The sequence below is a fragment of the Caulobacter sp. FG7 genome (assembly GCF_057808875.1).
Map to the genome: position 1 here is coordinate 14,194 of NZ_JBMDIW010000025.1, position 23,230 is coordinate 37,423.

The window sequence follows — 23,230 nt, forward strand, 5'->3', positions numbered from 1 at the left end:
TATTCAAAACGCTCCAGCCGAACAGACGGCGCGCTGCTAGCGAGCCAGGACGAGCGCGGCCAGATCGGCCGGCAGTTCGCCCACGACCGCCATATGGTGCACCCGGAGCAGTAACGCCACCGTCAACGAGTCGGGCATCCGCCCAGTGACCGCCGCCTCCAGCGCATCGGCGAACGGCACGCGGGCCACGGCCAGGTCCTCGGTGTCGTCGGGGGCGCTCTCAGTGGGCGACAGGCCCAGCGCCAGGAAGCCGATGGCGATCTCGTCGGTGATCGAGTTCGACAGTTCCATCCATAGCAGCGGCCGCCATTCGGCCGCGACCAGACCCACCTCCTCGGCGAGTTCGCGCTTGGCGCCCTCCAGCGGATCCTCGTCCAGCGGCGCGCCGCCCTCGGGCAGCTCCCAGCTGTAGTTGGCGTGGGCGAAGCGGTTCTGGCCCACCAGGGTCACCGTGCCGTCCTCATGCAGGGGCACGATCCCGATCGCCCTATTCTTGAACGACAGCTTGCCATAGAGCGCCGGTCGCCCCGTGGGCGCCACGGCCTGGTACTCGGTCAGCGTGACCCAGGGGTTGTCGTAGACCTGGCGGGCGCTGGTGACGCCCCAGGGCTGACCGTGCGGCTTCAGCCAGTCGAATTTCTCGGACATGCGAACGGCTCGCGACTTGTGCCGGCCGGGGCTCGGCCATAGGTGACGTGCCTGTAGCGCGCTTTCAGGAGATCGTCTTGGCCGGTTCCATTCCCCCCGCCCCCGAATTCGGCGAACCGATCGCGATCGAGGCGGCGCCCGAGGTCCTCGCCTTCCTGGCGCGCCGCCGCTCGGCTTCGGCCATGGCCCTGCACGCGCCTGGCCCCAGCGAGGACGAGCTGGCCGACCTGCTGCGTCTGGCCGCGCGCGTGCCCGACCACGGCAAGCTTTCCCCCTGGCGGTTCGTGATCCTGCGCGGCGAGGCCAAGGCCGCCTTCGCGGCGAAGATCGCGCCGCTGGCCGCCGACCAGGCCAACCCGACCAAGGCCACGGCCGCCATGCGCAAGCTGACGACCCCGCCCCTGGCCATCGCCGTGATCTCGCGCCCCGTGCCGCACGAGGTGCCCGAATGGGAGCAGGTGATGAGCGCCGGCGCGGTCTGCACCCAGCTGCTGCTGGCCGCCTCGGCCATGGGCTACGGCGCCAACTGGATCACCGACTGGTACAGCTTCGACCAGCGGGCGCTCGACATCCTCGGTGCGGCCGAGAACGAGAAGGTCGCTGGCTTCCTCTACATCGGCACGTCGGCGGAACAACCGCAGGAGCGCGTGCGGCCGGACGTGACGGCGATTACGAGTGAGTGGAGCGAGTAAGCAGGCTGAAATGCCTGTGTTTCCGCTTGGCGACACACGGTGATGGACACATATTGAGGTCATGAAAGTCACGTCGACCGAGACCTTGAAGGCTCTGCGGCAAGCGCGGGAACACTACGGTTCCTGGGCGGAGGTGATCGCGCACTCCAAGCCCGACAAGGACGGAGTGCTTCGCTTGCCTTCGACGCAGGAAGACGACAAGAACTCAGCCGGACAAGCGCCGGCACGACGCATCGGGTGATCTTCAGCCTTACGCTCGTTCTGGCAATTTTTCTGCTCGCGCCAGGCTTTGCGTTCGTCGCCGGCGTCTACTCCGGTGGCTTCCGGACCGGCCTTGAAGCGTCTCCGCCGCCGCCCAACTCGGTGATCACGCTCGCCCTCGTGGCCAGTGGAGCACTTGCCGCGCACTTTGTCTGGGCCGGACTGTACGGTTTGGGCGAACTCTTGTGCGGCGTGCTCGATATCGGCTGGAAGAGCGCCCATCCCAACCCCTACGCCGTAGCGCTGCACCTGCCTCAGTCGGAAGGCAGAGCGCGTGGCCTCGACCTGCTTTGGGCTCTTGGAAACCTGGTCCTGCTGACCGTGCTCACGTTCGTTGCCACCCACTATCTGGTAGGTTGGCAACTGGCCTCAAAAAGTCCCGTCAGAAGCGCGCTGTATGGGTGGGTGGCCGAGGCCACGGCCGCTCAGGGCGCCATCGCCCACGTCGTCACCAACCTGGAGCTCGACGGAGCGGCAGTCGGCTATGAGGGCGTTCTCAAGCACCTGACCTTGGACTCGTCCAAAAAGATCGTCTCGCTGGTGCTTGCCGAGTGTGAGGTTTTCACTCTCGTGGCAAAGGGCGGCCTCGTCCACCACGTCCGCAACCCACGCGACAAGCCCCTGCCCAACATCGTGCTTTCGGGGGAGGCGATCCGAACCGTCGCCTTCACCCCTATCGGACTGCCTACCGCCTAGCGGCTCACCCCCGGCCGCGGTACGGCGCCACGCCCTGGTCGGGCACCCACAGGCCTTCCGGCGCCGGGCCGGTCTGCCAGAAGACGTCGATCGGGATGCCGCCGCGCGGGTACCAGTAGCCACCGATGCGCAGCCAGCGGGGCTTGGCGACCTCGACGATCTTGCGGGCCACCTTGACCGTGCAGTCCTCGTGGAACGAGCCGTGGTTGCGGAAGCTGGTCAGATAGAGCTTCAGCGACTTGCTCTCGATCAGCCAGTCGCCCGGCGCGTAGTCGATGACGAGGTGCGCGAAGTCGGGCTGGCCCGTCACCGGGCACAGCGAGGTGAATTCGGGCGCCACGAAGCGCGCCAGGTACAGCACGTCGTTCTGCGGGTTCGGCACGGCCTCGAGCACGGCCTCTTCCGGGCTGGCGGGAGCGGCGACGGTCTGGCCCAGCTGGGTCACGGAAAGTTCGGTCATGGCGGCGATTTAGGCCCGCGTCCCCGGCGAGACAAGCGCCGGCGCCCTCGCTACGGTGTCGCAAACACTTGTTTGGGAGAGAAACGATGACCGGACGCGACTTCGACGGCTTCACGGTGGTGGTCACGGGCGCCTCCACGGGCCTGGGCCGGGCGATCGCGGTCGAGACCGCCCGCCGGGGCGCGGGCCTGGTCGTCGTCAACTTCGCCCGCAGCGCGCAAGAGGCCGAAGAGACCGCCCGCCAGGTCGAGGCCCTGGGCGCCAAGGCCGTGCTGGCCCAAGGCGACGTCGCCGACGACGCCGACTGCCGCAGGATCGCCGAAACCGCCGCGCCGTCGGGCCGCATCGACGCGCTGTTCAACAACGCCGGCATGACCAAGTTCGCCCCGCAGCATGGCGACCTCGACGCGGTGAACGCCGAGGACTTCCTCAAGCTCTATTCGGTCAATGTCGTGGGCGCCTTCCAGATGGTCCGCGCCGCCCGAACCCTTCTCGAGGCCGCGCCGCGTCCGGGCGCCGTGGTCAACACCAGCTCGATCGCCGGGGTCATGGGCAATGGCTCGTCGGTGCCCTACGCGGCGTCCAAGGGCGCGATGACCACAATGACCCTGTCGCTGGCCCGCGCCCTGGCCCCGAAGATCCGCGTCAACGCCATCTGCCCCGGCTTCATCGACACCCCATGGTTCGGCAAGGCCATGGACGAGGACCGCGTCGCCCGCCTGCGGGCCGGAGCCGCCGCCGCCACGCCGCTGCAGGTCGCCTCGACCGCCGAAGACGTCGCCGGGGCCGCGGTGTTCCTGGCCTCGCCCGCCGCACGCCACGTCACCGGCGAGACCCTGCTCGTCGACGCCGGCCTGCATCTGGGCGCCGCGACCTTGTCGATGCGCTGAAGTCGCAGGCAAACGCAGATCGACAACTTCGCGACAACTGTGGCCAATGCGCCGCTTCTGCAGCAAATGAGCCACAGTTGCCTAGGTTTTGAGCGATCCGTGTTCTTATTGCTGGCGCTGTGCCCCCGCTGATTGCAACTAAAGCATGGCCCGCGGTTAATCCCGGCTTGTGAAGGAACGCGCTTGCAGGCGCCGCACAAGTTGGGACCACACTCCCGGCGGGCTACACAAAAAAGGGGATAACACGGATGAAGATTTTCAAGCTCGCGCTGGCCGCCGCCACCGCCTCGGTCGCCCTCGGCGGCGCCGCGATGGCTCAGGAAGTCAGCCTTTCGTACAATGTCGGCATCGCCAGCGACTACGTGTTCCGCGGCGTCAGCCAAACCAACGAAGACCCGCAAGTGTTCGGCGGCGTCGACCTTGGCTACGGCGTCGGCTACGCTGGCGTGTGGGCTTCGAACGTCGATTTCGGCACCGATGACCCGAGCGTGGAAGTCGACTTCTACGCCGGCGTGAAGCCGACCGTCGGCGACGTGTCGATGGACTTCGGCGTGCTCTACTACGGCTACTCGAAGGACAAGGGCCTGACCCCCGGCAAGTATAGCTACACCGAGCTGAAGGCCGCCGTGTCGAAGCCGTTCGGCAAGGCCACCCTCGGCGGCGCCGTCTACTTCTCGCCGGAATGGCCGGGCGACCTGTCGACCGCCGTCTACTACGAAGCCAACGGCTCGATCCCGCTGAACGACAAGTTCTCGCTGAGCGGCGCCCTGGGCAAGCAGACCATCGAGGACGGCGCCGACTACACCACCTGGAACCTCGGCGTCGCCTACGCCGTGACCGACAAGCTCGCGCTCGACGTCCGCTACTGGGACACCAGCGAGCATGACTTCGGCAGCATCTACGACTCGCGCGTCGCCGTGTCGCTGAAGGCTTCCTTCTAAGCCAAGTCCCTTCGGGACCAACGAACGAGCCGCCCGGGTCCGTCCCGGGCGGCTTTTTCTTTGTCTGTAAGCGCCGGCTAGCGTCCGGCCCAGGCCGCCTCGATCTCGGGCGTATCGACCAGCAGGGCGAAGGACAGGCCCAGGCTCTTCAGCGCGCCCTCGTGCAGGTCGGGCTCATAGGCCGCGCAGGCGTCGCCGGCGACGAAGACGTGATAGTCGCGATGGAAGGCGTCGCGCACCGTGCTGTCGACGCAGCACTCGGTGGTCAGGCCGCAGACCACCAGGGTGTCCACGCCCCGTGCGCGCAGCCGCGCGTCGAGATCCGTACCGACGAAGGCGCTGTAGCGCGGCTTGCGGATCACCAGTTCGCCCGGCTCCGGCAAGGGGCCGTAGAAGTCCGCGCCCCGGGTTCCCTCGCGGCAGATCACCCGCTCGATCTCGGGATCGCCGCCGCGCCGGCGCATGCGCTCAAGCACCACCGGCGGATCACTCTCGGGCGTAGTCTCCAGGCCGACGAACACTACCGGCGCGCCGGCCGCCCGCGCCACCGCCGCCAGCCGCTGGGCCTGCTCCAGCGCCGCCGCGGCGGCCGAAAGATCGACGCCGAACCGGCCGATGACGCCGTCGGGCGCGGCGAAATCCACCTGCATGTCGACGATCACCAGCGCCGTCCGCGACGGGGCGATCCAGGCGGCCAGACCGTCCTGCGCGATGATCGGCGTAGCGTTCATGGATAGGCCTCCCGCAGGCCCGGCAGGATCTCGTCGCCGAACATCGCCAGCCCGGCCTCGTAGTCGGGAAAGATCAGCATCAGCCCATCCAGCTCGCATGTTTCGACCAGGTCGCCGATCTTGGCGCCGCAGGTCGCCGGCGCACCGATCACGGTGCGGGTCATGAACGCCCCTTGGCGCGCGGCGGTTTCGGCCAGGCGCTCGGGAGGCACGCCCCAGTTCGACAACATGGTGGTGACCGCGCCCATGTCCACCCCGTCGCGATAGCGATCCGCCAGGCCCTGCGCCTGCGCGTCGGTATCGGCGTGGACGACGGTGCACATGGCGTAGGTGCGGATCGCCTTGCCCAGCTGCGCCGCCCGCGCCTTGGCCCGGCGGCTGGCGTCGCGCAGCGCCGCCTCGTCCTCTCCGCCGATGAAGCAGGCGTCGGCCTCGGCCACGGCGAAGGCAAAGCCGCGCTCGGAAACGCCGGCGCAGATCAGGTCCGGGCGCGGCTTGCTGAGTGGCTTGGGCTTGGACTGGCAATCGGCCAGGGTGAAGAAGCGACCCTCGTGGCTGACGCTGTCCTCGGTCCAAAGGCGCTTGACCAGACGCGTCCACTCCTCGGCCAGGGCGTAACGGTCGTCGTGGCCGAGGCTGTCGTCCCAGGCGCCCATCTGGGCGAACTCGTCGCGATAGGCGCCGGCGACGATGTTGAGACCGGCGCGGCCGCCGCTGATGTGGTCCAAGGTGGAAATCAGCTTGGCGGCCACGGCCGGGTTCTGCAGCAGCGGATGCAGCGTGGCCCAGATCTTCACGCGGCTGGTCGCCTCGGCCAGGGCGGCCATCAAGGTCACCGATTCCAGGGCCGCGCCCCAGTGGTCGGTGTCGCCGCCGAAGCCGCGGAACTTGGCCATCGACATCACGAAGTCGAGGCCGATCTGGTCGGCCAGCACGGCGGCGGCGCGGTTCTGCGGATAGAGGCCGTCGAGCGGCGGCGTGCTGCTGGAGACGATCCAGCCGCCGTTGGCCACGGGCAGGAAGACGCCGAACTCCTTGCGCCCGCCGTCGTACGCCATCATCGCCTCCACGCCCGCTCGCTCAACTTCGAGTCAGGCGCGACCATAGACCAAAAGGGCGGCGGCGCGAGGCCGGCCTCAGGCGTCGGCGGCGGCTCCGGCTTCGACATCCGCCGCCACGGCGCGCGGCTTGGGCGGACGCATCAGCAGCACGGCCACGAACACCACCGCCGTCAGGGCGGCGAACAGCTGGAAGGTCGGGGTGAAGCTGCCCAGCCGGTCGCGCATGAAGCCGCCGATGAACGGCCCGGCCGCCGACACCGCGCCCACCAGGCAGACCAGCGAGAACAGCTCGACGTTGTTGCGGCGGCCGAAGTAGTTCAGCAGCAGCAGGCTGACGGCCAGCACGGTCAGGCCAAAGCCCAGGCCCACGCCCACGGCGTACAGCGCCTGCAACGGCAGGGTGGTGGCGTGGGCCAGGGCCAGCAGGCCGGCGACCAGGAGGCCCTGGGCCAGCACCAGCAGCCAGCGCGGGTCGATGCGGTCGCCCACGGCGCCGCCGGCCATCCGCGCGGCGACCTGCATCAGCCCCTCGGCGCTGAGCGCGCCTGCCGCCACGACGCCGGCCACGCCCAGTTCGGTGAGGTGCGCCTGGGTCAGGCTGGCGGCGGTGACCCCGGCCAACAGGTGGCTGAAATAGGCCGCCACCAGGATGGCGAACTGCGGGGTGCGCACCGCGTCGCGGACGCTCCAGTCATGGTCGGTGCGGAAGACCCGCGGATGGGCCGGGGCGGTCTTGGCCTCGGCGGCGGTCAGGCGGTCCATGGCCCGGCCGGCTTCCTCCAGCCACTTGGGCCCGCCGACCACGGCGGCGCACAGCAGGCCCAGCAGGCCGATGACCACCGCCTGCAGCGCCCAATAGATCCGCCATTGGCCGTCGAACGCGCCCTGGCTGGCCAGCACCAGCAGCGGGCCGGCGACGCCGCCCAGGGCGCCGCTGGTGAAGTAGATCCCGAACGGCAGGGCCCGCTGGCGGAAGATCGCCGACAGCACGTGGGTGCCGGGAATGAGGGCGGCGGCCTGGAAGCCGATCCCCAGGAGGGCCGTGGCCAGGAAATAGGCCGGCAGGCTCTGCACCTTGGCCAGCAGGGCCAGGCCCGCGGCCATCACGGCCGCGCCCGCCACCAGCGTCGCACGCACGCCCCAGCGGCGGATCAGCAGTGTCGGCAGCCAGGACGAGGCGCCCGTGGCCACGCCCATGACGGTGAAACCCAGGAACGCGTTCTGCCAGCTCCAGCCCAGCTGCGGGACCATGGCCGGGATCATCACGCCCAGCGACGAATAGGTCGCCGCCGTGATCAGGAACAGTAGCAAGGAAAAGGCGCCCAGCAGCAGCCAGGGGCGATGCTGGATCTGGTGGTCGGTCATCAGAAGCGCCTTGCGAGGGTGATCCGCCACTCGCGCCCCTTGCCGGGCAGGGCGGCGAGGTTGGCGTAGGTGTCGGCGACGGGCGTGAAATAGAGCTCGTCCAGCAGGTTATCGACGTTGAGCGTGGCCGTGTAGAGGCCCTGCTCATAGGCCAGCGAACCGTTGACCACGCCATAGGCCGGATAGACCACCGCGCCGGGAACCGTGCCCGAGGTCTTGGTCACGTGGGTCACGCCCAGGGTTCCGTAGAGCTTGCCCCAGTCGTGCTGGTCCGAGGCGTAGGCGCCGTAGAGGCTGAGCACAGATTTCGGGATCAGGGTGTAGTCGTAGTCGCCCGGCCGGATGCTGGCGAAGCTCCACACCACGTACGAGCCGCCATAGCCCTGCGCGCCCGGCACGCCGGCCGTATAGGTCGGCACGTACTGGAACGAGGTGTCGGGCCCCTTCACCGTGGTCCGCTGGGTGTTGCCCGAGAAGGTGAAGCTGAAATGCTGGCTGGCCAGCCAGCGCACCTCCAGCTCGACGCCCTTCGAACGCGTGCCGGCCGGATCGCCGTTGATGCCCATCAGCTGGGTGCGGTTCTGGCGATAGCCGGCCAGCGAGCCGATCAGCGCGCCCTTCAGCCATTGGAACTTCACGCCGGCCTCGGCCAGGTCGCTGTCCGACAGCCAGGCGTCGCCCGCGTCGGCGACCAGGCCCGGATTGACGTCGCCGGCCTGGCTCATCTCAAGCGCCGAGGCCTTGGCGTACGACAGGTAGGGCATCAACCCGAAGGGCGCCTTGTAGGTGACGCTGGCGGTGTAGGTCCCCTTGCCCTTGGCGGCGTGCTGCTCGCCTGGCGTCGTGAAGCTCAGCGAGCCCACGTCTTCGGAGGTCACGTCGTAGTCGTCGTAGCGGCCGCCCAGCATCAGGTTCAGCTTCTCGCCGACCTTGATGTCGGTGGTGAAGAAGATCCCGGCTTGGGTCCACCTGGTGTGGTTGTCGTTCTCCCAGGTCATCGACGGGTCGGTGAACGGGCTGCCGATCAGGTCGGTGGCGGTCTGGCCCACCGACAGGTCGCGGCGGTCCAGCGCGATCAGGCCGCTGTTGTAGCTCTCGCGCCGACGGCCCTTGAAGCTGCGGTACGAGGCGCCGACGAACGAGCGGGCGACCACGGCGTCGTCGAGGAAGCGGTTGGCGAACTCATAGGTCGCGCGGGCCTCCCAGACATTGCTGTCGAAGCGGGCGGGGTAGCCGTAGGAGACGAAGCGCTTGTTCTCCAGGTCGTCGTAGAACAGCTGCAGCTTGATCGCGCTGTCGGGCGACAGCTTCCTGGCGATGTCGAAATAGAGGGTGTTGGTCGCCGTCTTCGAAAAGTCCGCGCCCGAGACATAGACCGTGCGCGGGGACAGCTTCGTGGTCCCGACGCCGACATCCAGGGTGTGGGCCGCGTCGGTGGACGGAAAGCCGTAATAGGGCAGGTACAGGGCCCCGCCGGTCTCATTGGGGGTCAGGCGGCCGTTGCCGTCGGCGTCGACCAGGCTCGCATCACGGCCCGTGACATAGGTGCGGCTGTCGATCAGGTCCTGGGTCAGGCGGTTCCAGCCGGCGGTCTGCACGTCGCCCTTGGAGCGATAGACCATGCCGCCCAGCGCCGTGCTCCAGCCGTCGCCCAGGTCGAAATCGGACGAGACCTGAAAGGTCTGCCGGCGCGGATAGATGCCGCGATAATAGCTGTGGCTGTCCTCGACCTCGCCATAGACATGCACGCCGCCGACCACGTCGCCGAAATTGGCGGGCAGGCCGATCTGGGCGGTGGCGTTCTTGCGGTTGTAGCTGCCGAAGGTGGCGGTCAGCTCGCCCTCGGGCTCGGTGAGATAGCCGCCCTCGCCCTTCCCGGACTTGGGAATGAAGTTCAGCATGCCGCCGACCTTGCCCGAGCCGTAGATCGGGGTGGGCGGGCCGCGCACGATCTGGATCTGGTCGGCAGCCCCGATCGGGGTCGAATAGGTGCCGCGGTTCTCGATGCGCTTGAAGCCGCGGAAGTAGTTCTCGGCCAGGGTGCCGCGGATGTTGAGCGCCCCGGGCACGCCGTAGAAGCTGGCCGTGTAGGTGCCGGGCGAGACCGCGGTCAGGCCGTCGATGGTCTCGATGCCGTAGCGTTGCAGCGTCAGGCCGGACACGAAGCTGGCCGAGCGCGGCGTCTCGATCAGCGGCTTGTCGAGGCCGAAGACGGTGTCGTTGGGCTGCTTTTCCAGCAGGCCGGCGTTGCGGTCGCGGGCGACCACCACCACCGCGTCGACCTCGGCCAGTTGGTCGTCAGCGTGCGCGGTCGAAACGGCCGCGAGGCCGGCGAAGGCTCCAATGAAGGAGGGGGCGGCGAGCAGGGCGAGGCGGCGGGACATACGTGCAGGCTCCGGAGAGCGGGGCCACGGCCCCGCCTCGCCGCACCAAATGGGGATGACTTGACGTTCGTCAAAATCTCTTCTGACATTTTAGAATGGATTGCCATGGCCTGTGTCGGGAAAGCCTCACAGTTGGCGGGATGTTCCGCCTCGCCGCCTCAGGCCGCGAGCCGCCGGGCCTCGATCCGGCGCGAGGCGGCCTGCACCGTCAACTCGTAATGGTCGCCCTGCGTCACGTCTTGAACGTTGCGGGGGCGATGGGCGACGACGTTGACGCCGCCCGCATGGCGCAGGCTGTCGAACAGGATGCCTGCCCCGCCCGACGCCCGCACCGCCTCGCCCAGCACCTGGCCGGCCGCATAGTCGTCGCTGGCGTAGACTTCGGGCCGCGCCGCCTGCCGGCCGCGGATGTCGAGATACTCGCCCTCGAGCCGCGCGGTGTAGACGCGGTACTGCCGGCTGATCGTCGCCGCGCCGGTGGCGACCGCCTCACGGCGCAGGTGATGGGCGACCTCGGCCACCGCCGTCGTCAGGTGTTCGGCGGCGTACCAGGCGCCGAGGTCGGGGCCGTTGAAGCGCATGCCGCCCGGCGCCACGTGCAGGAACGACGCCATGACGATGCTGGCGTTGGGGCGGCCATAGACCCGCTCCTCCATCGGCAGGCGGGCTATGCGCTCGGCCACCAGCCGGTCGTTGGTCCAGCCGGAAAGCTCCATCACCGCATCGAGGTCGGCGGCCGTCGCCACGGTGTCGAACAGGCCGATCGGTGGAAACCGCGAGGGGATCAGGCGAAAGGCCGGCCGGGGTGCGGGGGCATGGGCCTCGTCGCTCACGAAAAGACGATCTCGGCGTCTTGATAGGGCCGGAAGTCGCGGTCGAGGTCGCCCGGCGGCATGTAGAGCCCGCCCCGCGCCGCGTCGAGGAACCGGCGCAGGCTGACCATGCCGTCCTGCGTTCCGCAGGTCAGAAGCTGCATCGGCGCGCGGCCGCCGAACAACGGGGCGGCGTGCGGGTTGCGCAGCCAGGCGACACCCTCGCGCTCGCCGGCATGCAGCACGCCCAGGGCCTGATGCACGCCCAGCACCGCCGAGATGCGGGTCAGCATGTCGAGGTCGAGGGTGATGTCGCGATGCTCCCGCACCGCCTTGATCCAGTTGTAATAGGTCGAGCGCGACGGCAGGCCCAGCACCAGCAGGCGCTCGTCCTCGGTCAGACCCCACAGGTCGGCGATCGATAGGAAGGTGCGAAGGCCGGGGCCGCTGAGCCGCCGGCGGTTGGCGGGCGAGAACCGCGACAGGTCCAGCACGCCCCGACCGGCGGCGATCTCGACGGGTTTGCGCTTGGCGTTCGACATGCGGACCTCCATCCAGATCCACATATAGTCTAAATCTGGACGTTATGGAAGGACGTGCGAGAAGCCCCCTGCCCCCTCGATGGGGGAAGGGCCGGGGATGGGGGTGGCTACGACGGTTCAGGCAAGCGCGCGATGGCCAACGCCGCACCACCCCCACCCAACCCTCCCCCATCAAGGGGGAGGGCCAAGGTAAAGGCGCTAAGCCTCGACCGGCGGCCGCTGCACGGCCTCGGGCGTCACGCTCAGCACGCGCATCATCGCGGCCTTGGAGGCCTCGACGTCGCCGCTGGCGATGACGTCGGCGACCTCGCGGTGCTGCTCGATATCGGCCATCAGCTCGGCCTCGGTGGCCCCGCCGAACGAGAACACCCAGAAGCGGGCGGCCTTGTGCTGCAGCGGAATGAGGATGCGGGCCAGGGCCAGGTTGCCGGAGGCCCGGGCGACCGCGGCGTGGAAGCGCTGGTCCATGGCCACCAGGGCCGGCAGGTCGCGGGTCCTGGCGGCGGCCTCGGCGTCGTCGAACACGGCCTTGATGGCGGCGATGTCGGCCTTGGAGGCGTGGCGGGCGGCCAGGCCCGCACAGTGCGGCTCGATCAGGGCCCGGGCTTCGTAGCCCTGACGCAGGTCCACCAGATCCAGCGGCGCCACCGTGGTGCCCGAGCGGGCGCGGCGGATCACGAGGCCTTCGAGCGCCAGGCGTCCCAGGGCGTCGCGCACCCCAGCTAGGCCCGCGTCGTAGCGCGCCGCCAGCGACTGCTCGTCCAGCCGCGCGCCCGGCGGCAGCTCGCCCAGGATCAGGTCGAGCAGGATCTTCTCGTACACCTTGGCCTTCTGCAGGTCGGGCGACCAGTCTTCCAGACCCGACGACGAGCAGACGTCCAGCACCAGCATGCGCGAGCGCGCGCCGCCTCCAGCGACGTTGTAGGGGGCGTCGTCAGGGGCCCGAGGGGGCGAAGGCTGGCGCACGAAACCGCTCCGAAGGTTGTCCTCGGACTGATAGGTAGGCTGAAATGTCAGTTTCGCCTAGAGGCAACGCGCCCGTAAGGGTGCGGCCCTGACGGCCACGCGACCATCGGGGCGAAACCTCGCCCTTCGACAGGCTCAGGGTGAGGCTTTCCAAAGCGGGGGCCTATCCGTGATCCTCATCCTGAGCTTGTCGAAGGACGAGGATCACACGCCGCCCGATCAGGCGCCTTGCATCGGCGGCTGGAACAGGCCGGTGGGCGAGGCCGTGAAGATCTCGCAGCCGTCTTCGGTCACGCCGATCGAGTGCTCGCACTGGGCCGACAGCGACTTGTCGCGGGTCACGGCCGTCCAGCCGTCGCCCAGCACCTTCACCGCCGGCTTGCCCAGGTTCACCATCGGCTCGACGGTGAAGAACATGCCGGCCTTCAGCACCGCGCCCTGACCGGGACGGCCGAAGTGCAGGATGTTGGGGGCGTCGTGGAACACCTTGCCCAGGCCGTGGCCGCAGAAGTCGCGCACGACGCTGCAGCGCTGGGCCTCGACATAGGACTGGATGGCGTGGCCGATGTCGCCCAGGGTCGCCCCCGGCTTCACGGCCGCCAGCCCCCGGGCCAGGCTTTCGTAGGTGATGTCCACGAGGCGACGAGCGCGCGGGCCCACCTCGCCCACGCCGTACATCCGCGAGGTATCGCCGTGCCAGCCGTCGACAATGACGGTGACGTCGATGTTGGCGATGTCGCCCTCGCGCAGGGTCCAGTCGCCCGGGATGCCGTGGCAGACCACGTGGTTGCGCGAGATGCAGACAGTCTTGGGATAGCCGCGATAGAACAGGCAGGCCGGCAGGGCGCCATTGTCGAGGATGAACTCGCGGGCCAGCCGGTCGAGCTCGTCGGTCGACACGCCGGGCACGACATGCGGGATCAGCATGTCCAGGCATTCGGCGGCCAGGCGGCCGGCGCGGCGCATGCCCTCGAAGTCTTCGGGCTTGTGGATCTTGATCTGGCCCGTGCGGGTCTCGGTCTCGATCTCGAAGGCGTCGTCGAGGGTCATGGGCGGTCCGGTCTCAAAAGCGATCAGCGCCTCCGAAGAGGGCCGAGAATACGAATGTCGGTCGGGCTTATGTCGCGACTATAGCATGAAAGTTCAACCGCGCGCACAACGCGCTCCCTTCCCCCTTTGATGGGGGAAGGAGCGATCAGCGCTTCCAGGCGATCGGCCGCGCGATCCGGATCTCCTGCGTGCTCATCGCGCAGGCCCAGACCATGACCTCCACCCCCGCCTCGGCGGCGACGTCGAGGCCGCGCGCGAAGGCCGGATCCAGCTCGCGGCAGGCCTGGAAGTCCTCGCAATCCTCGCGCTGCACGACGAACAGCGCCACGGCGCGGTGACCCTCCCGCACCTGGGCGGCGAGGTCCTCCAGATGCCGGGTCGAGCGGGCGGCCTTGCAGTCGGGGAACTCCGCCAGGCCCGGCGATCGCGACAGGTGGACGTTCTTGATTTGATTTCCTAATTGCATCTAATGGCCAAGGTGGAGAAAACCCATGTCTATCAAGGCCTACTCGTACATAAGGTGGTCGAGCAAAGCGCAGACCGAGGGGGACAGTCTAAGACGTCAGCTAAAGTCGTCACGCGCTTGGGCGGCCAAAAAAGGCATCCTGCTCGATGAGACACTGCGAGATGAGGGGGTGTCATCCTACCGTGGCCGCCACCGGAAAAAGGGCGATCTCGGCAAGTTTCTGACGCAGGTCCATGACGGCACGGTGCTGCCCGGCTCCTACTTGCTCATCGACGAATTCTCGCGTCTTGGCCGTGAGCCCGAAGTGCAGATGATGCACACGCTAACGACGTTGATCCTCAGCGGGATCACCATCGTCACGATGAACGACGAGCGCGAGTACGGCCCGGAATCCGCCACCGAGGAACGATTGATGGGCGCCCTGATGGCCATCAGCGTTAGTCACCGTGCGGCCAAGCGCATGGGCGTGGCGGTGAAGGAAGCGCACGCGGAAAGTAAGAGAAAGGCTCGCGAGGAAGGCCGCCGTTGGCACGCGGCCGGGCCATCGTGGCTGAAGGCGCGGACTACGGGGAAGGGAGCGGCCCGACAAATAGAGTTCGAGGTGATCGACGACCGTCGTGCTGTGGTGCAACGCATCTTCGACATGATCGAAGCGGGTATGGGTACGTCAGCTGTAGCGGTCCGATTCAACACTGAGGTGCCGCCGGTTCCGCCGTTCAAGCATGCCGCGAAGGGCTGGCAGCACGCAGCAGTTCTCGGGATCGCCAAGAGCCGGACTGTCCTTGGCGAGTACCAGCCTCGGTTTGCGACTATGGGCAACGACCGAGCGGGGCGGATGCCAGATGGCGACCCGATACCGGGTTACTATCCGGAAATTATCGATGAGGACCAATTCAGTCGCGTTCAGGCGATCATCGTCGGTCGCCGCCGTGGTCCCAATCGCGGGAACAACGCGCGCAACATCACAAACCTCTTTCAGGGCCTGACCAAATGCGGCGTATGCGGTGGAACCGTGGGTGTTCATTCCTCACAAGCGCAGGCCAGCAAGGCGGTGTTGCGTTGCGTGGACAGCGGTCGCGGCCTCTGCACCAATCGGGTCCGGTATCCTTACCCGGCGTTTGAACAGGCCGTGCTGCTCAACGTCATCAACTTGGATTTGAGCGCACCAACTGTTCCGAAAGCCGATCCGCACAGGGCCGAACTGGATCGCGCCACGGCGCGCCATGCCAAGCTTGAAGGCGAAATCAACAACATCGTGCAGTTGATCAAGGCCGGGAGTGGCAGTGTCCGGCTTGCCGTTGAATTGGACCGCGCCGAAGCCGAGCAACTATCGGTCGCGCGTGAGATCGAGCAGTTGGCGTCAGCCTCGGCAACCCGGCAGCGGGAACGTCCCGCTAAGGAACATCAAGAGGCGTTGAAGGCGCTTTTGGTTGATCTGGAGGCGTTGGAGGGAGCGGAACTCTATGATCGCCGCTTGGCCTTGTCAGTGGCCTTGAAGGGCATCATCGGTGAGATCAGATTCTACGCGAATGGTGGCAAGATGTTCCTCTCCAAGGAGGGGCACGGCATTGAGAGCGCCATCCAGTTGGGCAAGGCGGGATTCGAGCGGCCCAGCATCAACGACTTGTACCGGGACCCGTGGTTAGTCGGCCTGATGAAAGAAGCGGGCTCCTACGTGCCTGAGGACGCCTGAACGCAGCCGGATTCAATTGGTGTCGAGGGCCATCTTGATTTTCCACGCTGCGTCGAACTTGCGCTTGGCCTCGGCCTTTAGCGCATCCAGTCCACGTTGGAGGTCTTAAATGGCCTTGGTCATTTCAGCGGCAGAGCCGCAGTCGTGGGTTAGCTCGTGGTCGCCGCACATGACGCGCATGTCGCCGCCAGCGCTCGCAACGCTGTCAGGATCATACTTCAGCTGAAACCGCTTCATCTTTGTGTCTCCCAGCGTCGGCGTTAGCTTACATCGGATGCGGCGAGGGGCAGCGAACAATGGTGAAATGGATCAAGCTGGCTCGACCGGCGGCCATATTGGCTGCGCTCTACGGGGTCGCAAAATTCGTTCTGGAATCCTTCGCGGGCAACTGGATCACCAGCGGTTCGCCTAAGGCCGCCGTGACGAAGATCGTAATCGCGTCCGCCCTTATCGCAGTGGGCGCGCTCTGGACGGGGTGGGAGTGGTTCGTGGCCCGCTATCCCCGACCTTGGTTCCCCCAGCCGTGGTGGCGCGTCCTTGAATGGCTGAAAGTGCGTCCGACCTGCCACGGCTTCATGAATGTGCCGTCTGTCACTTTCGCCGCTGAAACCATGGTGTCGGCGACCTTAAATGTGACGGTCTTCGTCAATCTGACGAAATCGCCATATGATGCCCGGTTGGCGTTTGAAGACGCGGAGATCATCTGGACGCAGCCCCGTGGCAAGGGGCAGATGACTACCAAGTTCAGGGCTATCGACACAGGTGGGTTTCTGTCGATGACCATGCCCAAGGGGCGGGATACATCCGTTCAAGTGCAATTCGTGGCAGTAGGCCTTCCCCTTCACGTGCTGAAGGCTCCCGATTTCTTGAAGTCCGCCAAGATGGTCATGTGTGGCGCGAAGGTCGAATACAAATCCGCAACGCAGTTCGTCGGAAAGATGCCGCCACAATCCTACGATTGGGTCCCGATGAGCGCCGAACCGTTTCCGCAATACCCGGCGCGCCCAGTCGAATTCACCGGCGCTGAGATTTGAATTCGTAGGTTTCGCTGATGGCCGATCTGACCGTACCGCTGTTTTCCTATCGAACTGGGAAGGACCCAGCCACGGGTTCGGGCTTCTTTCTGCGAAGCAAGGAGCGCGTGTTTCTGGTAACGGCCGCACACGTGCCGATCATGATGCAGCCCACGTTCGATTGGGCTGTCTGGCCCTCAGAGATCAACTTGATGGTGGGCGGTCAGCACCATGCCATTTCCCTGTTTGATGGCGAGCTGATGTCTCGGACACCCCGCTTTCTGCACGCTGGCGAGCCTGACAAGATGTCGGATTTTCTTGCAATGAACATGAACCCCGGCGCGTTTCTGATGGGGGGAGCGCTGTCGCAGATGGCGGTGTTTGACTGTCCGGCGAACGTAACCGTCGAGCCGGGGGCAGAGATATTCGGACTTGGCTTTCCCCATGTTGCGGAGATGTGGCCGCCCGCCCCCGCTCACCGGTGGACAGGGTCCTTTGTTCGTCGTGAGAAGGATGTGTTGAAAGTCGATGGTCCGATCATCCCCGGCCATTCAGGCGGACCGGTTTTCCTCACTTCGGGCGAATGGATCGGCATGTGCATCGGCACGTCGCCAGCATCAGACGGCGGCAACCATGGGGATGTGATTGCAGCGGACTATCTGTGCGGGCTGCTGTCGCAGGTCTGACCCATCATGCCATGTCGGCGCCCCTATGAGGGACGCCTATTCCTCCTTGTCGGCAGGCGGTTCTTCGGAGGGCGGCGTCGGCGTCGCCGTCATGTCGCTGCCTGAAAGGCGCGAGTAGAAGTCTTTCTCCAAGTCCACCCGGATGACGTCCCAAGCCTTGTTCAGGGCATCACGCTTCTGGCGGCGTTCGGCCGTCTTCATGTCCTTGAAATCACCCTCGGCGTCGTCTTGGTGTTCCCAGATGGCTTCGAGCATCATGGTCGCCAGATCAGTCAGCCGGGATCGAAGTTCAGGGACAATGAAGATGCCCTTCATCCGCAAGTACGTGTTGAAGGCATTGTATCCACCAGACGCGCGAACCAGACGATGGCGTTCTTCGACTTCGTTGAATGCTTTCTGGCCCTGCATCGGGCCAATTGCCAATTTTTGCTCTACCAGATCGCGTTCGCTCTCAAGAAATTCTTTTCGCTCGTACGTTTCGGCGCGCTGCTTGTCGTTCAAACCGCTGATGCCACCTCCGAAACGGGCGCGGGCGATCAGATCGCCGACCCCGTAGACAGCTTCCTGAGCAAGCCGCCATACCTCGGGGTAAACATCGAACTGAACTTCGTTAAGTTTTGACACTCGGTCGAGTGAAGCGCTTAGGTCGAACTTGATCCGTTCAAGGTACTCGGCTTGAACCGCCTTGAATGCCTCGTTCTTTGTTGCCTCGGACGCCTTGAATTGTTCGATGTTGGTAGTCAGGGAGTGTTCGAATTTCTTAAGGTCTTTTTGCAGAGCCTGCTCAACAGCTTTTTCACCGAAGAATTTGAGGTAGCCATAGGCCGCTCCCCACGCTGCCAATCCACTGAACGCGGGGATGCCCAACCATTTCAAGAACGCGATCAGATCAACTTGCACAAGTTCGCCCTACCCAATCAGCCGGACCACGTCATGGCCGTGATCGCGGCCAAGCTCAAGGACATGAACCTCACCGCCGTCGCATTAGCAGAGCGGACTTCGCGAGTTCGACGCCCAACGGCGACAGCGCAACGTTGCTCTAACGATGCGGGATGTGGGCGGAGAGGGCTGCGGCGCTGTCGCCGAAAGTTTGCAATAGCGCGGCCTCGGCGATCCGGCCGTTCAGCGCCGCGACCTCGTCCGAGGTTAGGGTTCCGGTGGAATACAGACTGGCCCCATCGGTGTGGGTCAGGATAAGCGCGTGCCTCGGCGAGATCGGGTAGTAGATGCTCAGGTCCTCTGGGATTTCGACGTCGCTGGCCAGTAAATTCAACATGACCGCGTCTGACGTGATGAACGGTGTATTCGTGGCGTTTTCGATCATCACAAGACGGCGTTCCCGCCTGTCCAAGTAAAGGCTGCGGCCGATGGACTGGGCAATGATCTCGGTCAGGATGAGCCAGCAGTTCTCGAAATCGATCCCCGCCGCCGTCATTTCGCGCCAATACCCCTCGTTCGCCCTCATTTTTGCAATTGTCTTATCTTTCAATGATTTGGTTCGGCATAATTGCTGGGCAAGAAAGAGCAAGAAGCCAGCGCAGTGGTTCTTGTCATCGTAGAAGCTGAGGTCGCCCGCCATGGCCCGCTTCAGAACCGGCGCGATCTCGTCTTCCAACGCGCCGTACCAGAGTTCCTGCTGGTTGATCTTGATGTGTTCCAACGCTTCTTGCGCTTGGGGTACCTTGTCGATTAGCCCGCCAAACTGGGCCTCGAACCGATGGGCGGCAGTCATGATGGCGAGGGTGCGATTGTGGGTCTCGTGGGCGTCTTCCGGTGTCTTGGAAATCCAGAACCGAATGAAGTTTTCGTCGGCTGCGGATAACGACGGCTGCTGGTAAAGCCGGTTCTGCACGGCCACGTCCCGCACAGCAGCCCGCCGCACGACGCCGTTTTGAAGACAGTACAGCTTCCCATCAGTCGCCCATTCTCTCAGATAGAACTGGGCGACGTGGTGTTGGCGGTTCGTATTTTTGAGTTTCTTCATCGGCCCGTCGTTCTTACCGCAACGGTCAGTATGGCTGGCTTGGCCGGGATGTCATGCCGGTCTCCGCCGTGCTGATGCTGGAGAGCCGCACGCAGAAATAGACGCGAATTTCCCGTGCTGGCTAAATATCAATGTGGACCGCCCAGCGGACCTGCTCGACGAGCGACCGTGTCTCTCAGGGGGATCGCCACCGGCGATCACAATGCGGACCCCACCGCGAAACTGGAAAAGGCTGGGCGTAAACTCGTGACCGGCACAGGAGTGGCGAAGAGAGCGCCCACGGAGCGGGCTCGGTCCCGGTCGCCCGTAAGGCCTGAAGAGGCCATGTGTGGGGTAGGTAGCCACACCAGATTAGAGAAGTCGTGGCCCGCTCGAACCGATATGGGAGCCAAGACGACTGCCGTGCGGCCTGTAGAGCCCGGCAGTGCAACTGTCGCCGTAGCCGGTGGCAGTGAACCGTTTCGACCCAGTTCAAGCAGCAACGTTCCACTTGATGGAGCGGCCAGATGCATTCGTTCACCGGGAGCGCAAGGCGGACCGATGAAAACGCGCAAGCGACATCGGAGTCCAAGTCCCCAAAGCTCCACTCTTCAGGTGGAACGAACTCGGTGCTGTGGGGTAGGGAAGTCGAGGTAGTAGCGAGGTGTCGGGAAGCCACTCGCGGTGTAGAAACCAAATGCCTCCTACAGGAAGCTGACTCGTCCGAGACAGTTTACAATCCCCCTGTTCCTTCCCCTTCTGCCTGCGCGTTTTTCAGGTGGAAGGGGAAGGAACAGGGGGATTTGAAAGCTAATCTGAGCGCGAGAAAACGGAAACTTCCCTTCAAGGATAATTTTTCCAAGAGATAAAAACCGACCGAAAGCGAAAAGCGAAGGCGAAAGCCGAGCGGTCGCTGAGGTCCGCGCGAGCGAAGCTCGCGCGCTTACACCTTTCCGAAAAGGTGCTGCTGACCGACTCCGATCTTCATAGCCACATCGCGTGATAGGCAGTGAGGTCATCCGGGGCGTCGAACTAAGGCAATGGCGATTGACGACGGCACGGGCTCATCCACTTGCGGATGGCCGAGGCCTGTCTCCGTGGGAAGGGCGGCGCTGGGCGAAAGCCGATCCGCCGCTACATGCAGGACCGTCAGGCCGACTTCATCGCGTCGGCGCCATAGTCCTGCTGCTCTCGGCCAACCGTTGTGATGCCGCCTGAAAGTACTCCGCCTGAAGTTCGACACCCACGAAGTGCCTGCCTTCCAGAATCGCCGCCACGCCAGTCGTTCCAGCGCCCATGCAACAGTCCAGTACTGTGTCGCCGGGATTGCTGTAGGTCCGGACGAGGTAACGCATGAGGTCGAGTGGCTTTTGTGTCGGGTGGCTGGGCGTTGCCTCGGAGGGAAACCGCAGTATCGAACTCGGATAACCCGTGTGCGTCTGGACGGTCGGGGTGCCGACCTTGTTGCCGATGAAGGTGCCCTGCGTAACACCGTTGGCTCGTCGCTTCGGCGTTGGAAGGGGCTCAAGGTTCTGGGGGTTGTAGGTCATCTGTCGCTTGCTGCGGTGCCGACCGACAACAACACCGGGCGAAAAGACGCAGATGTCCTCGTGCCTTTTCAAGGGCATGAACTTCGAGTGCAAAAAGCCGGTAGGACGGGATTTTTCCCAGATCAAAGAATACTTGAACCAGTCGAGATTGCTGCCGATCATCTGCGTGGTGAACGGCTGCGTGGCCGTCATGACTACCACCCCTGTGGGGGTGAGGATGCGGCGGAACTGTTCCCACAACGGCGCCAGCGGGATTTGGCGATCCCAGTTCAATTCGGTGGTGCCATATGGCAGGTCAGCGATGATCGCGTGTACCGATCCAGCCGACAGGCGAGGCAAGATGTCGAGGCAGTCGCCCTTGTAGAGCTGCACATCGTTGACGGCGGATTGGGGGACAAGTTCCGGTGTTAGGCCAAGCATCGCCATCGCGCCGATCAGGCTTCTGGCGGCCCCCTGACCATGCTCGATCTGAATAACGGTCGGCTTGCTTAGACCTGCAAGACCGGCGAGCGCTGACTGTGTCAGTCCAGCACCCTTTCTCGTGGCGGCGATCCACTCTCCCAGCGCCATTTCACTCGGCTGATCGCGGAAGCGCCCCTGTAGGGCACCTATCGCGCGTAGGAGTGGGCCAACAGTTCCTCCGCCCGCCTCTAACTGCCGGACAGTGACGATGTCCATGAAGGCAATCGATGCCAATGCCCTCTGGGTCAGGCCACGTTGGCGCCGGAGCGCTCGCAAGCTCACCCCAAGGCGGTCGCCACCAGCGCGAGTGGCGGTTTCATTGACTTTTGGCGCGGTATCGAACGGCATGCAGAGGTCAAGAAAGCAGTAGAATCCTTTACCTTATCTTGCCGGAGGAAATTGCTCGCCCGGTAACGGGGCGCTGGAGAGGCAAGTAGGCACCGCACCCCTGTGCGGCGACACCTCGACGGCTGTTCTTCTAATGCTGATCTCGTGGCGTGGTCACGGGTGCCCCGTCTGGTCGCATTCGCTAACAGAGCTACTTTTTGAAGCATTCAAAATGACGAGCCCCGGTAGATATTTCTATCACCGCGAATAAATAGATAATGGAAGAAATATATAACCTACTCAAAGGCAGAAATCTCACCCACTCTCGTCGCCATTTTAGTGTCTATTGGCTCGGCGCCGCGCCAAATTATGCCTGCTTGCGCGGGGCGCGACTGCCTTCAGAAGCTATGATGGTACGATTGGTCCGGCTACTGCTCGATCATAAACGCCCGGTACTCGCGGCCTGCGTTTTACGAGTGCTGATCTGGCCCAGCGAGCCAGATCGACGCCTGCCGTGGCGAACATGATGGGCGGAAAGACCGATAGGCCAAAGCTGTTCAGGCCCATGGCCACGATCAACCGAGAGGAAGGTGCGCGCGAACTAAGTTTGAGCTGGGGGTATGATCCGCCCGGTCATGACCCATCGCGAACTCTGCCTAATGGTCATGTTGAGGCCGAGCGGCTTCGACTTATCAAAATGGCAGAGCGGCTTCATGTTGTGATCTGTCAGCTGTGCAGCCCAGACGACGAGTTCTGATGAAGCTTACGGTCTTCCTGCCGATCTGGCGGCGTTGAGTGAGCAGACTGCCAACGCCTGCCCGCCGGTCGGTTACGGCATAATGACGGCTAAGAAGCCGTATCGACGCCGACGTTCTTTAACGTCGGGCGAAATAGGTCGCGTCAGCTATCGCTGGGCTCGATGAGATGATGTGGTCCCGCACGCCAAGTCATCATCATCCGTTGATGGCGTTGGGGTAAAACCACTTGTGGCCCGGCTTGATTAGCGGACGCCATTCGGCATCGTCGATTGGCGCGCCCAATATGTATTTGATCTCAAAATGGCTAAGCCGTGTGTTGATCAGGGCGAGGTCAGCAACCATGCCCCGTAAAAGTTCAGGCGTAACTCGCAATTCGACCAATTTCTTGGGGACATAGGCGTGGATGTGGTTGGAGATCACACGCGCGCTGGCGCCGATGTCCTCGTCTTTGATGTTAGAAGCGTAGTGGACGATCAGGTTTCTCGCCTTGGCGATCACCGTTAGCTGGTCGATGGCTTCCTTCAGGGGCTCAGGTTCCGTGAAGCCCTTCGCGGCGAATAGCTTCCGGATTTTCTGTTTGGCGCTTTCGATGCCGCCCGCGTCGAACATGGCTCGCGCTACATCCTGCTTCACGCCCGCGACATTCCAGAGCAGCACCTGCATATGTGTCTCGACCGTGGCGAAGTTGTCCACGAAGAGGCCAAGGGCGACGTAGTACGCATCGTCAGCGGATAGCGGTTCGGTCATCTTGTCGTCCGGTCAAGTTCCCGCCGGTCCTGAAGCGTTCGACGGCCGATGCCCATCGTGCGACTC

The 23,230-nt window shown here is 64.8% G+C and carries 21 protein-coding genes and 1 pseudogene; 7 read left to right on the top strand and 15 right to left on the bottom strand.

Annotation, left to right across the window (positions count from 1 at the left end):
- Positions 1 to 36: 36 nt before the first annotated feature.
- Positions 37 to 648, bottom strand: a complete 612-nt coding sequence (locus ACODR1_RS18860; protein ID WP_488881829.1) for an NUDIX domain-containing protein — start codon at positions 646 to 648, stop codon at positions 37 to 39.
- A 77-nt stretch (positions 649 to 725) separates the two neighbouring features.
- On the opposite strand from ACODR1_RS18860, the gene ACODR1_RS18865 reads away from it, so the two are divergent.
- Both ACODR1_RS18865 and ACODR1_RS18870 read left to right on the top strand, forming a co-directional pair.
- Positions 726 to 1,340, top strand: a complete 615-nt coding sequence (locus ACODR1_RS18865; protein ID WP_488881830.1) for a nitroreductase family protein — start codon at positions 726 to 728, stop codon at positions 1,338 to 1,340.
- 237 nt (positions 1,341 to 1,577) lie between these two features.
- Positions 1,578 to 2,297: a hypothetical protein gene (locus tag ACODR1_RS18870; protein ID WP_488881831.1), complete on the top strand. Its 720-nt coding sequence runs from the start codon at positions 1,578 to 1,580 to the stop codon at positions 2,295 to 2,297.
- 4 nt (positions 2,298 to 2,301) lie between these two features.
- Here ACODR1_RS18870 and queF read toward each other — a convergent pair whose 3' ends face one another.
- Entirely contained in the window at positions 2,302 to 2,757 is a 456-nt protein-coding gene (queF, locus tag ACODR1_RS18875) for a preQ(1) synthase (RefSeq protein ID WP_101716658.1), read from the bottom strand.
- Positions 2,758 to 2,825: 68 nt separating this feature from the next.
- Between queF and ACODR1_RS18880 the strand changes: the two genes are divergently transcribed.
- The gene (locus ACODR1_RS18880) at positions 2,826 to 3,647 is read left to right on the top strand and encodes an SDR family NAD(P)-dependent oxidoreductase (protein ID WP_488881832.1); all 822 of its coding nucleotides are present in this window, start codon (positions 2,826 to 2,828) and stop codon (positions 3,645 to 3,647) included.
- Between the two features lie 248 nt (positions 3,648 to 3,895).
- Entirely contained in the window at positions 3,896 to 4,588 is a 693-nt protein-coding gene (locus ACODR1_RS18885) for a TorF family putative porin (protein WP_488881833.1), read from the top strand.
- 77 nt (positions 4,589 to 4,665) lie between these two features.
- Here ACODR1_RS18885 and ACODR1_RS18890 read toward each other — a convergent pair whose 3' ends face one another.
- The 9 genes and pseudogenes from ACODR1_RS18890 to ACODR1_RS18930 form a co-directional block, all read right to left on the bottom strand.
- Complete coding sequence (locus tag ACODR1_RS18890) at positions 4,666 to 5,319, bottom strand: cysteine hydrolase family protein (RefSeq protein ID WP_488881834.1); 654 nt, start codon at positions 5,317 to 5,319, stop codon at positions 4,666 to 4,668.
- Positions 5,316 to 6,377 (bottom strand): LLM class flavin-dependent oxidoreductase, encoded by a 1,062-nt coding sequence (locus ACODR1_RS18895; protein WP_488881835.1) that lies wholly within the window; start codon positions 6,375 to 6,377, stop codon positions 5,316 to 5,318. Before ACODR1_RS18895 ends, ACODR1_RS18890 begins: the two co-directional genes overlap by 4 nt.
- Positions 6,378 to 6,455: 78 nt before the next feature.
- Complete coding sequence (locus tag ACODR1_RS18900) at positions 6,456 to 7,745, bottom strand: MFS transporter (protein WP_488881836.1); 1,290 nt, start codon at positions 7,743 to 7,745, stop codon at positions 6,456 to 6,458.
- On the bottom strand, positions 7,745 to 10,129 hold the full coding sequence (locus ACODR1_RS18905) for a TonB-dependent siderophore receptor (protein WP_488881837.1): 2,385 nt from the start codon (positions 10,127 to 10,129) through the stop codon (positions 7,745 to 7,747). The genes ACODR1_RS18900 and ACODR1_RS18905 overlap by 1 nt, the downstream gene beginning before the upstream one ends.
- Positions 10,130 to 10,287: 158 nt before the next feature.
- A complete protein-coding gene (locus ACODR1_RS18910) occupies positions 10,288 to 10,962 on the bottom strand; it encodes an RES family NAD+ phosphorylase (protein ID WP_488881838.1) in 675 nt (224 codons plus the stop codon).
- On the bottom strand, positions 10,959 to 11,483 hold the full coding sequence (locus ACODR1_RS18915; protein ID WP_488881839.1) for an antitoxin Xre/MbcA/ParS toxin-binding domain-containing protein: 525 nt from the start codon (positions 11,481 to 11,483) through the stop codon (positions 10,959 to 10,961). Before ACODR1_RS18915 ends, ACODR1_RS18910 begins: the two co-directional genes overlap by 4 nt.
- A 198-nt stretch (positions 11,484 to 11,681) precedes the next feature.
- Positions 11,682 to 12,374, bottom strand: a complete 693-nt coding sequence (locus tag ACODR1_RS18920; RefSeq protein ID WP_488881873.1) for a GntR family transcriptional regulator — start codon at positions 12,372 to 12,374, stop codon at positions 11,682 to 11,684.
- 294 nt (positions 12,375 to 12,668) lie between these two features.
- Positions 12,669 to 13,499 (bottom strand): type I methionyl aminopeptidase, encoded by an 831-nt coding sequence (gene map, locus ACODR1_RS18925; RefSeq protein ID WP_488881840.1) that lies wholly within the window; start codon positions 13,497 to 13,499, stop codon positions 12,669 to 12,671.
- Between the two features lie 145 nt (positions 13,500 to 13,644).
- Positions 13,645 to 13,950 (bottom strand): annotated as a pseudogene (locus ACODR1_RS18930) (DNA/RNA nuclease SfsA); the annotation flags it as partial.
- Positions 13,951 to 13,990: 40 nt separating this feature from the next.
- Between ACODR1_RS18930 and ACODR1_RS18935 the strand changes: the two are divergent.
- From ACODR1_RS18935 to ACODR1_RS18945, 3 genes are all read left to right on the top strand, one after another.
- On the top strand, positions 13,991 to 15,658 hold the full coding sequence (locus ACODR1_RS18935) for a recombinase family protein (protein ID WP_488881841.1): 1,668 nt from the start codon (positions 13,991 to 13,993) through the stop codon (positions 15,656 to 15,658).
- Between the two features lie 296 nt (positions 15,659 to 15,954).
- Entirely contained in the window at positions 15,955 to 16,692 is a 738-nt protein-coding gene (locus ACODR1_RS18940) for a hypothetical protein (protein ID WP_488881842.1), read from the top strand.
- A 17-nt stretch (positions 16,693 to 16,709) separates the two neighbouring features.
- Positions 16,710 to 17,357, top strand: a complete 648-nt coding sequence (locus ACODR1_RS18945; protein WP_488881843.1) for a trypsin-like peptidase domain-containing protein — start codon at positions 16,710 to 16,712, stop codon at positions 17,355 to 17,357.
- A gap of 36 nt (positions 17,358 to 17,393) precedes the next feature.
- Here ACODR1_RS18945 and ACODR1_RS18950 read toward each other — a convergent pair whose 3' ends face one another.
- From ACODR1_RS18950 to ACODR1_RS18965, 4 genes are all read right to left on the bottom strand, one after another.
- Positions 17,394 to 18,257, bottom strand: a complete 864-nt coding sequence (locus tag ACODR1_RS18950; RefSeq protein WP_488881844.1) for a hypothetical protein — start codon at positions 18,255 to 18,257, stop codon at positions 17,394 to 17,396.
- Between the two features lie 139 nt (positions 18,258 to 18,396).
- Complete coding sequence (locus ACODR1_RS18955) at positions 18,397 to 19,341, bottom strand: DUF4238 domain-containing protein (RefSeq protein WP_488881845.1); 945 nt, start codon at positions 19,339 to 19,341, stop codon at positions 18,397 to 18,399.
- A gap of 1,139 nt (positions 19,342 to 20,480) precedes the next feature.
- Positions 20,481 to 21,680 carry a DNA methyltransferase gene (locus tag ACODR1_RS18960; protein ID WP_488881846.1) on the bottom strand — a complete coding sequence of 400 codons (1,200 nt, stop codon included), beginning with the start codon at positions 21,678 to 21,680 and terminating at the stop codon, positions 20,481 to 20,483.
- 932 nt (positions 21,681 to 22,612) lie between these two features.
- The gene (locus ACODR1_RS18965) at positions 22,613 to 23,164 is read right to left on the bottom strand and encodes a hypothetical protein (RefSeq protein ID WP_488881847.1); all 552 of its coding nucleotides are present in this window, start codon (positions 23,162 to 23,164) and stop codon (positions 22,613 to 22,615) included.
- Positions 23,165 to 23,230 lie beyond the last annotated feature (66 nt).

Bases quoted from the DNA above. Each gene is read 5' to 3' on its own strand.
- ACODR1_RS18940 (WP_488881842.1), top strand. From the start codon at position 15,955: ATGGTGAAATGGATCAAGCTGGCTCGACCGGCGGCCATATTGGCTGCG.
- ACODR1_RS18960 (WP_488881846.1), bottom strand. From the start codon at position 21,680: ATGCCGTTCGATACCGCGCCAAAAGTCAATGAAACCGCCACTCGCGCT.
- ACODR1_RS18915 (WP_488881839.1), bottom strand. From the start codon at position 11,483: ATGTCGAACGCCAAGCGCAAACCCGTCGAGATCGCCGCCGGTCGGGGC.
- queF (WP_101716658.1), bottom strand. From the start codon at position 2,757: ATGACCGAACTTTCCGTGACCCAGCTGGGCCAGACCGTCGCCGCTCCC.
- ACODR1_RS18905 (WP_488881837.1), bottom strand. From the start codon at position 10,129: ATGTCCCGCCGCCTCGCCCTGCTCGCCGCCCCCTCCTTCATTGGAGCC.
- ACODR1_RS18885 (WP_488881833.1), top strand. From the start codon at position 3,896: ATGAAGATTTTCAAGCTCGCGCTGGCCGCCGCCACCGCCTCGGTCGCC.
- ACODR1_RS18935 (WP_488881841.1), top strand. From the start codon at position 13,991: ATGTCTATCAAGGCCTACTCGTACATAAGGTGGTCGAGCAAAGCGCAG.
- ACODR1_RS18860 (WP_488881829.1), bottom strand. From the start codon at position 648: ATGTCCGAGAAATTCGACTGGCTGAAGCCGCACGGTCAGCCCTGGGGC.
- ACODR1_RS18900 (WP_488881836.1), bottom strand. From the start codon at position 7,745: ATGACCGACCACCAGATCCAGCATCGCCCCTGGCTGCTGCTGGGCGCC.
- map (WP_488881840.1), bottom strand. From the start codon at position 13,499: ATGACCCTCGACGACGCCTTCGAGATCGAGACCGAGACCCGCACGGGC.
- ACODR1_RS18965 (WP_488881847.1), bottom strand. From the start codon at position 23,164: ATGACCGAACCGCTATCCGCTGACGATGCGTACTACGTCGCCCTTGGC.
- ACODR1_RS18945 (WP_488881843.1), top strand. From the start codon at position 16,710: ATGGCCGATCTGACCGTACCGCTGTTTTCCTATCGAACTGGGAAGGAC.
- ACODR1_RS18955 (WP_488881845.1), bottom strand. From the start codon at position 19,341: ATGAAGAAACTCAAAAATACGAACCGCCAACACCACGTCGCCCAGTTC.
- ACODR1_RS18895 (WP_488881835.1), bottom strand. From the start codon at position 6,377: ATGGCGTACGACGGCGGGCGCAAGGAGTTCGGCGTCTTCCTGCCCGTG.
- ACODR1_RS18920 (WP_488881873.1), bottom strand. From the start codon at position 12,374: ATGCTGGTGCTGGACGTCTGCTCGTCGTCGGGTCTGGAAGACTGGTCG.
- ACODR1_RS18890 (WP_488881834.1), bottom strand. From the start codon at position 5,319: ATGAACGCTACGCCGATCATCGCGCAGGACGGTCTGGCCGCCTGGATC.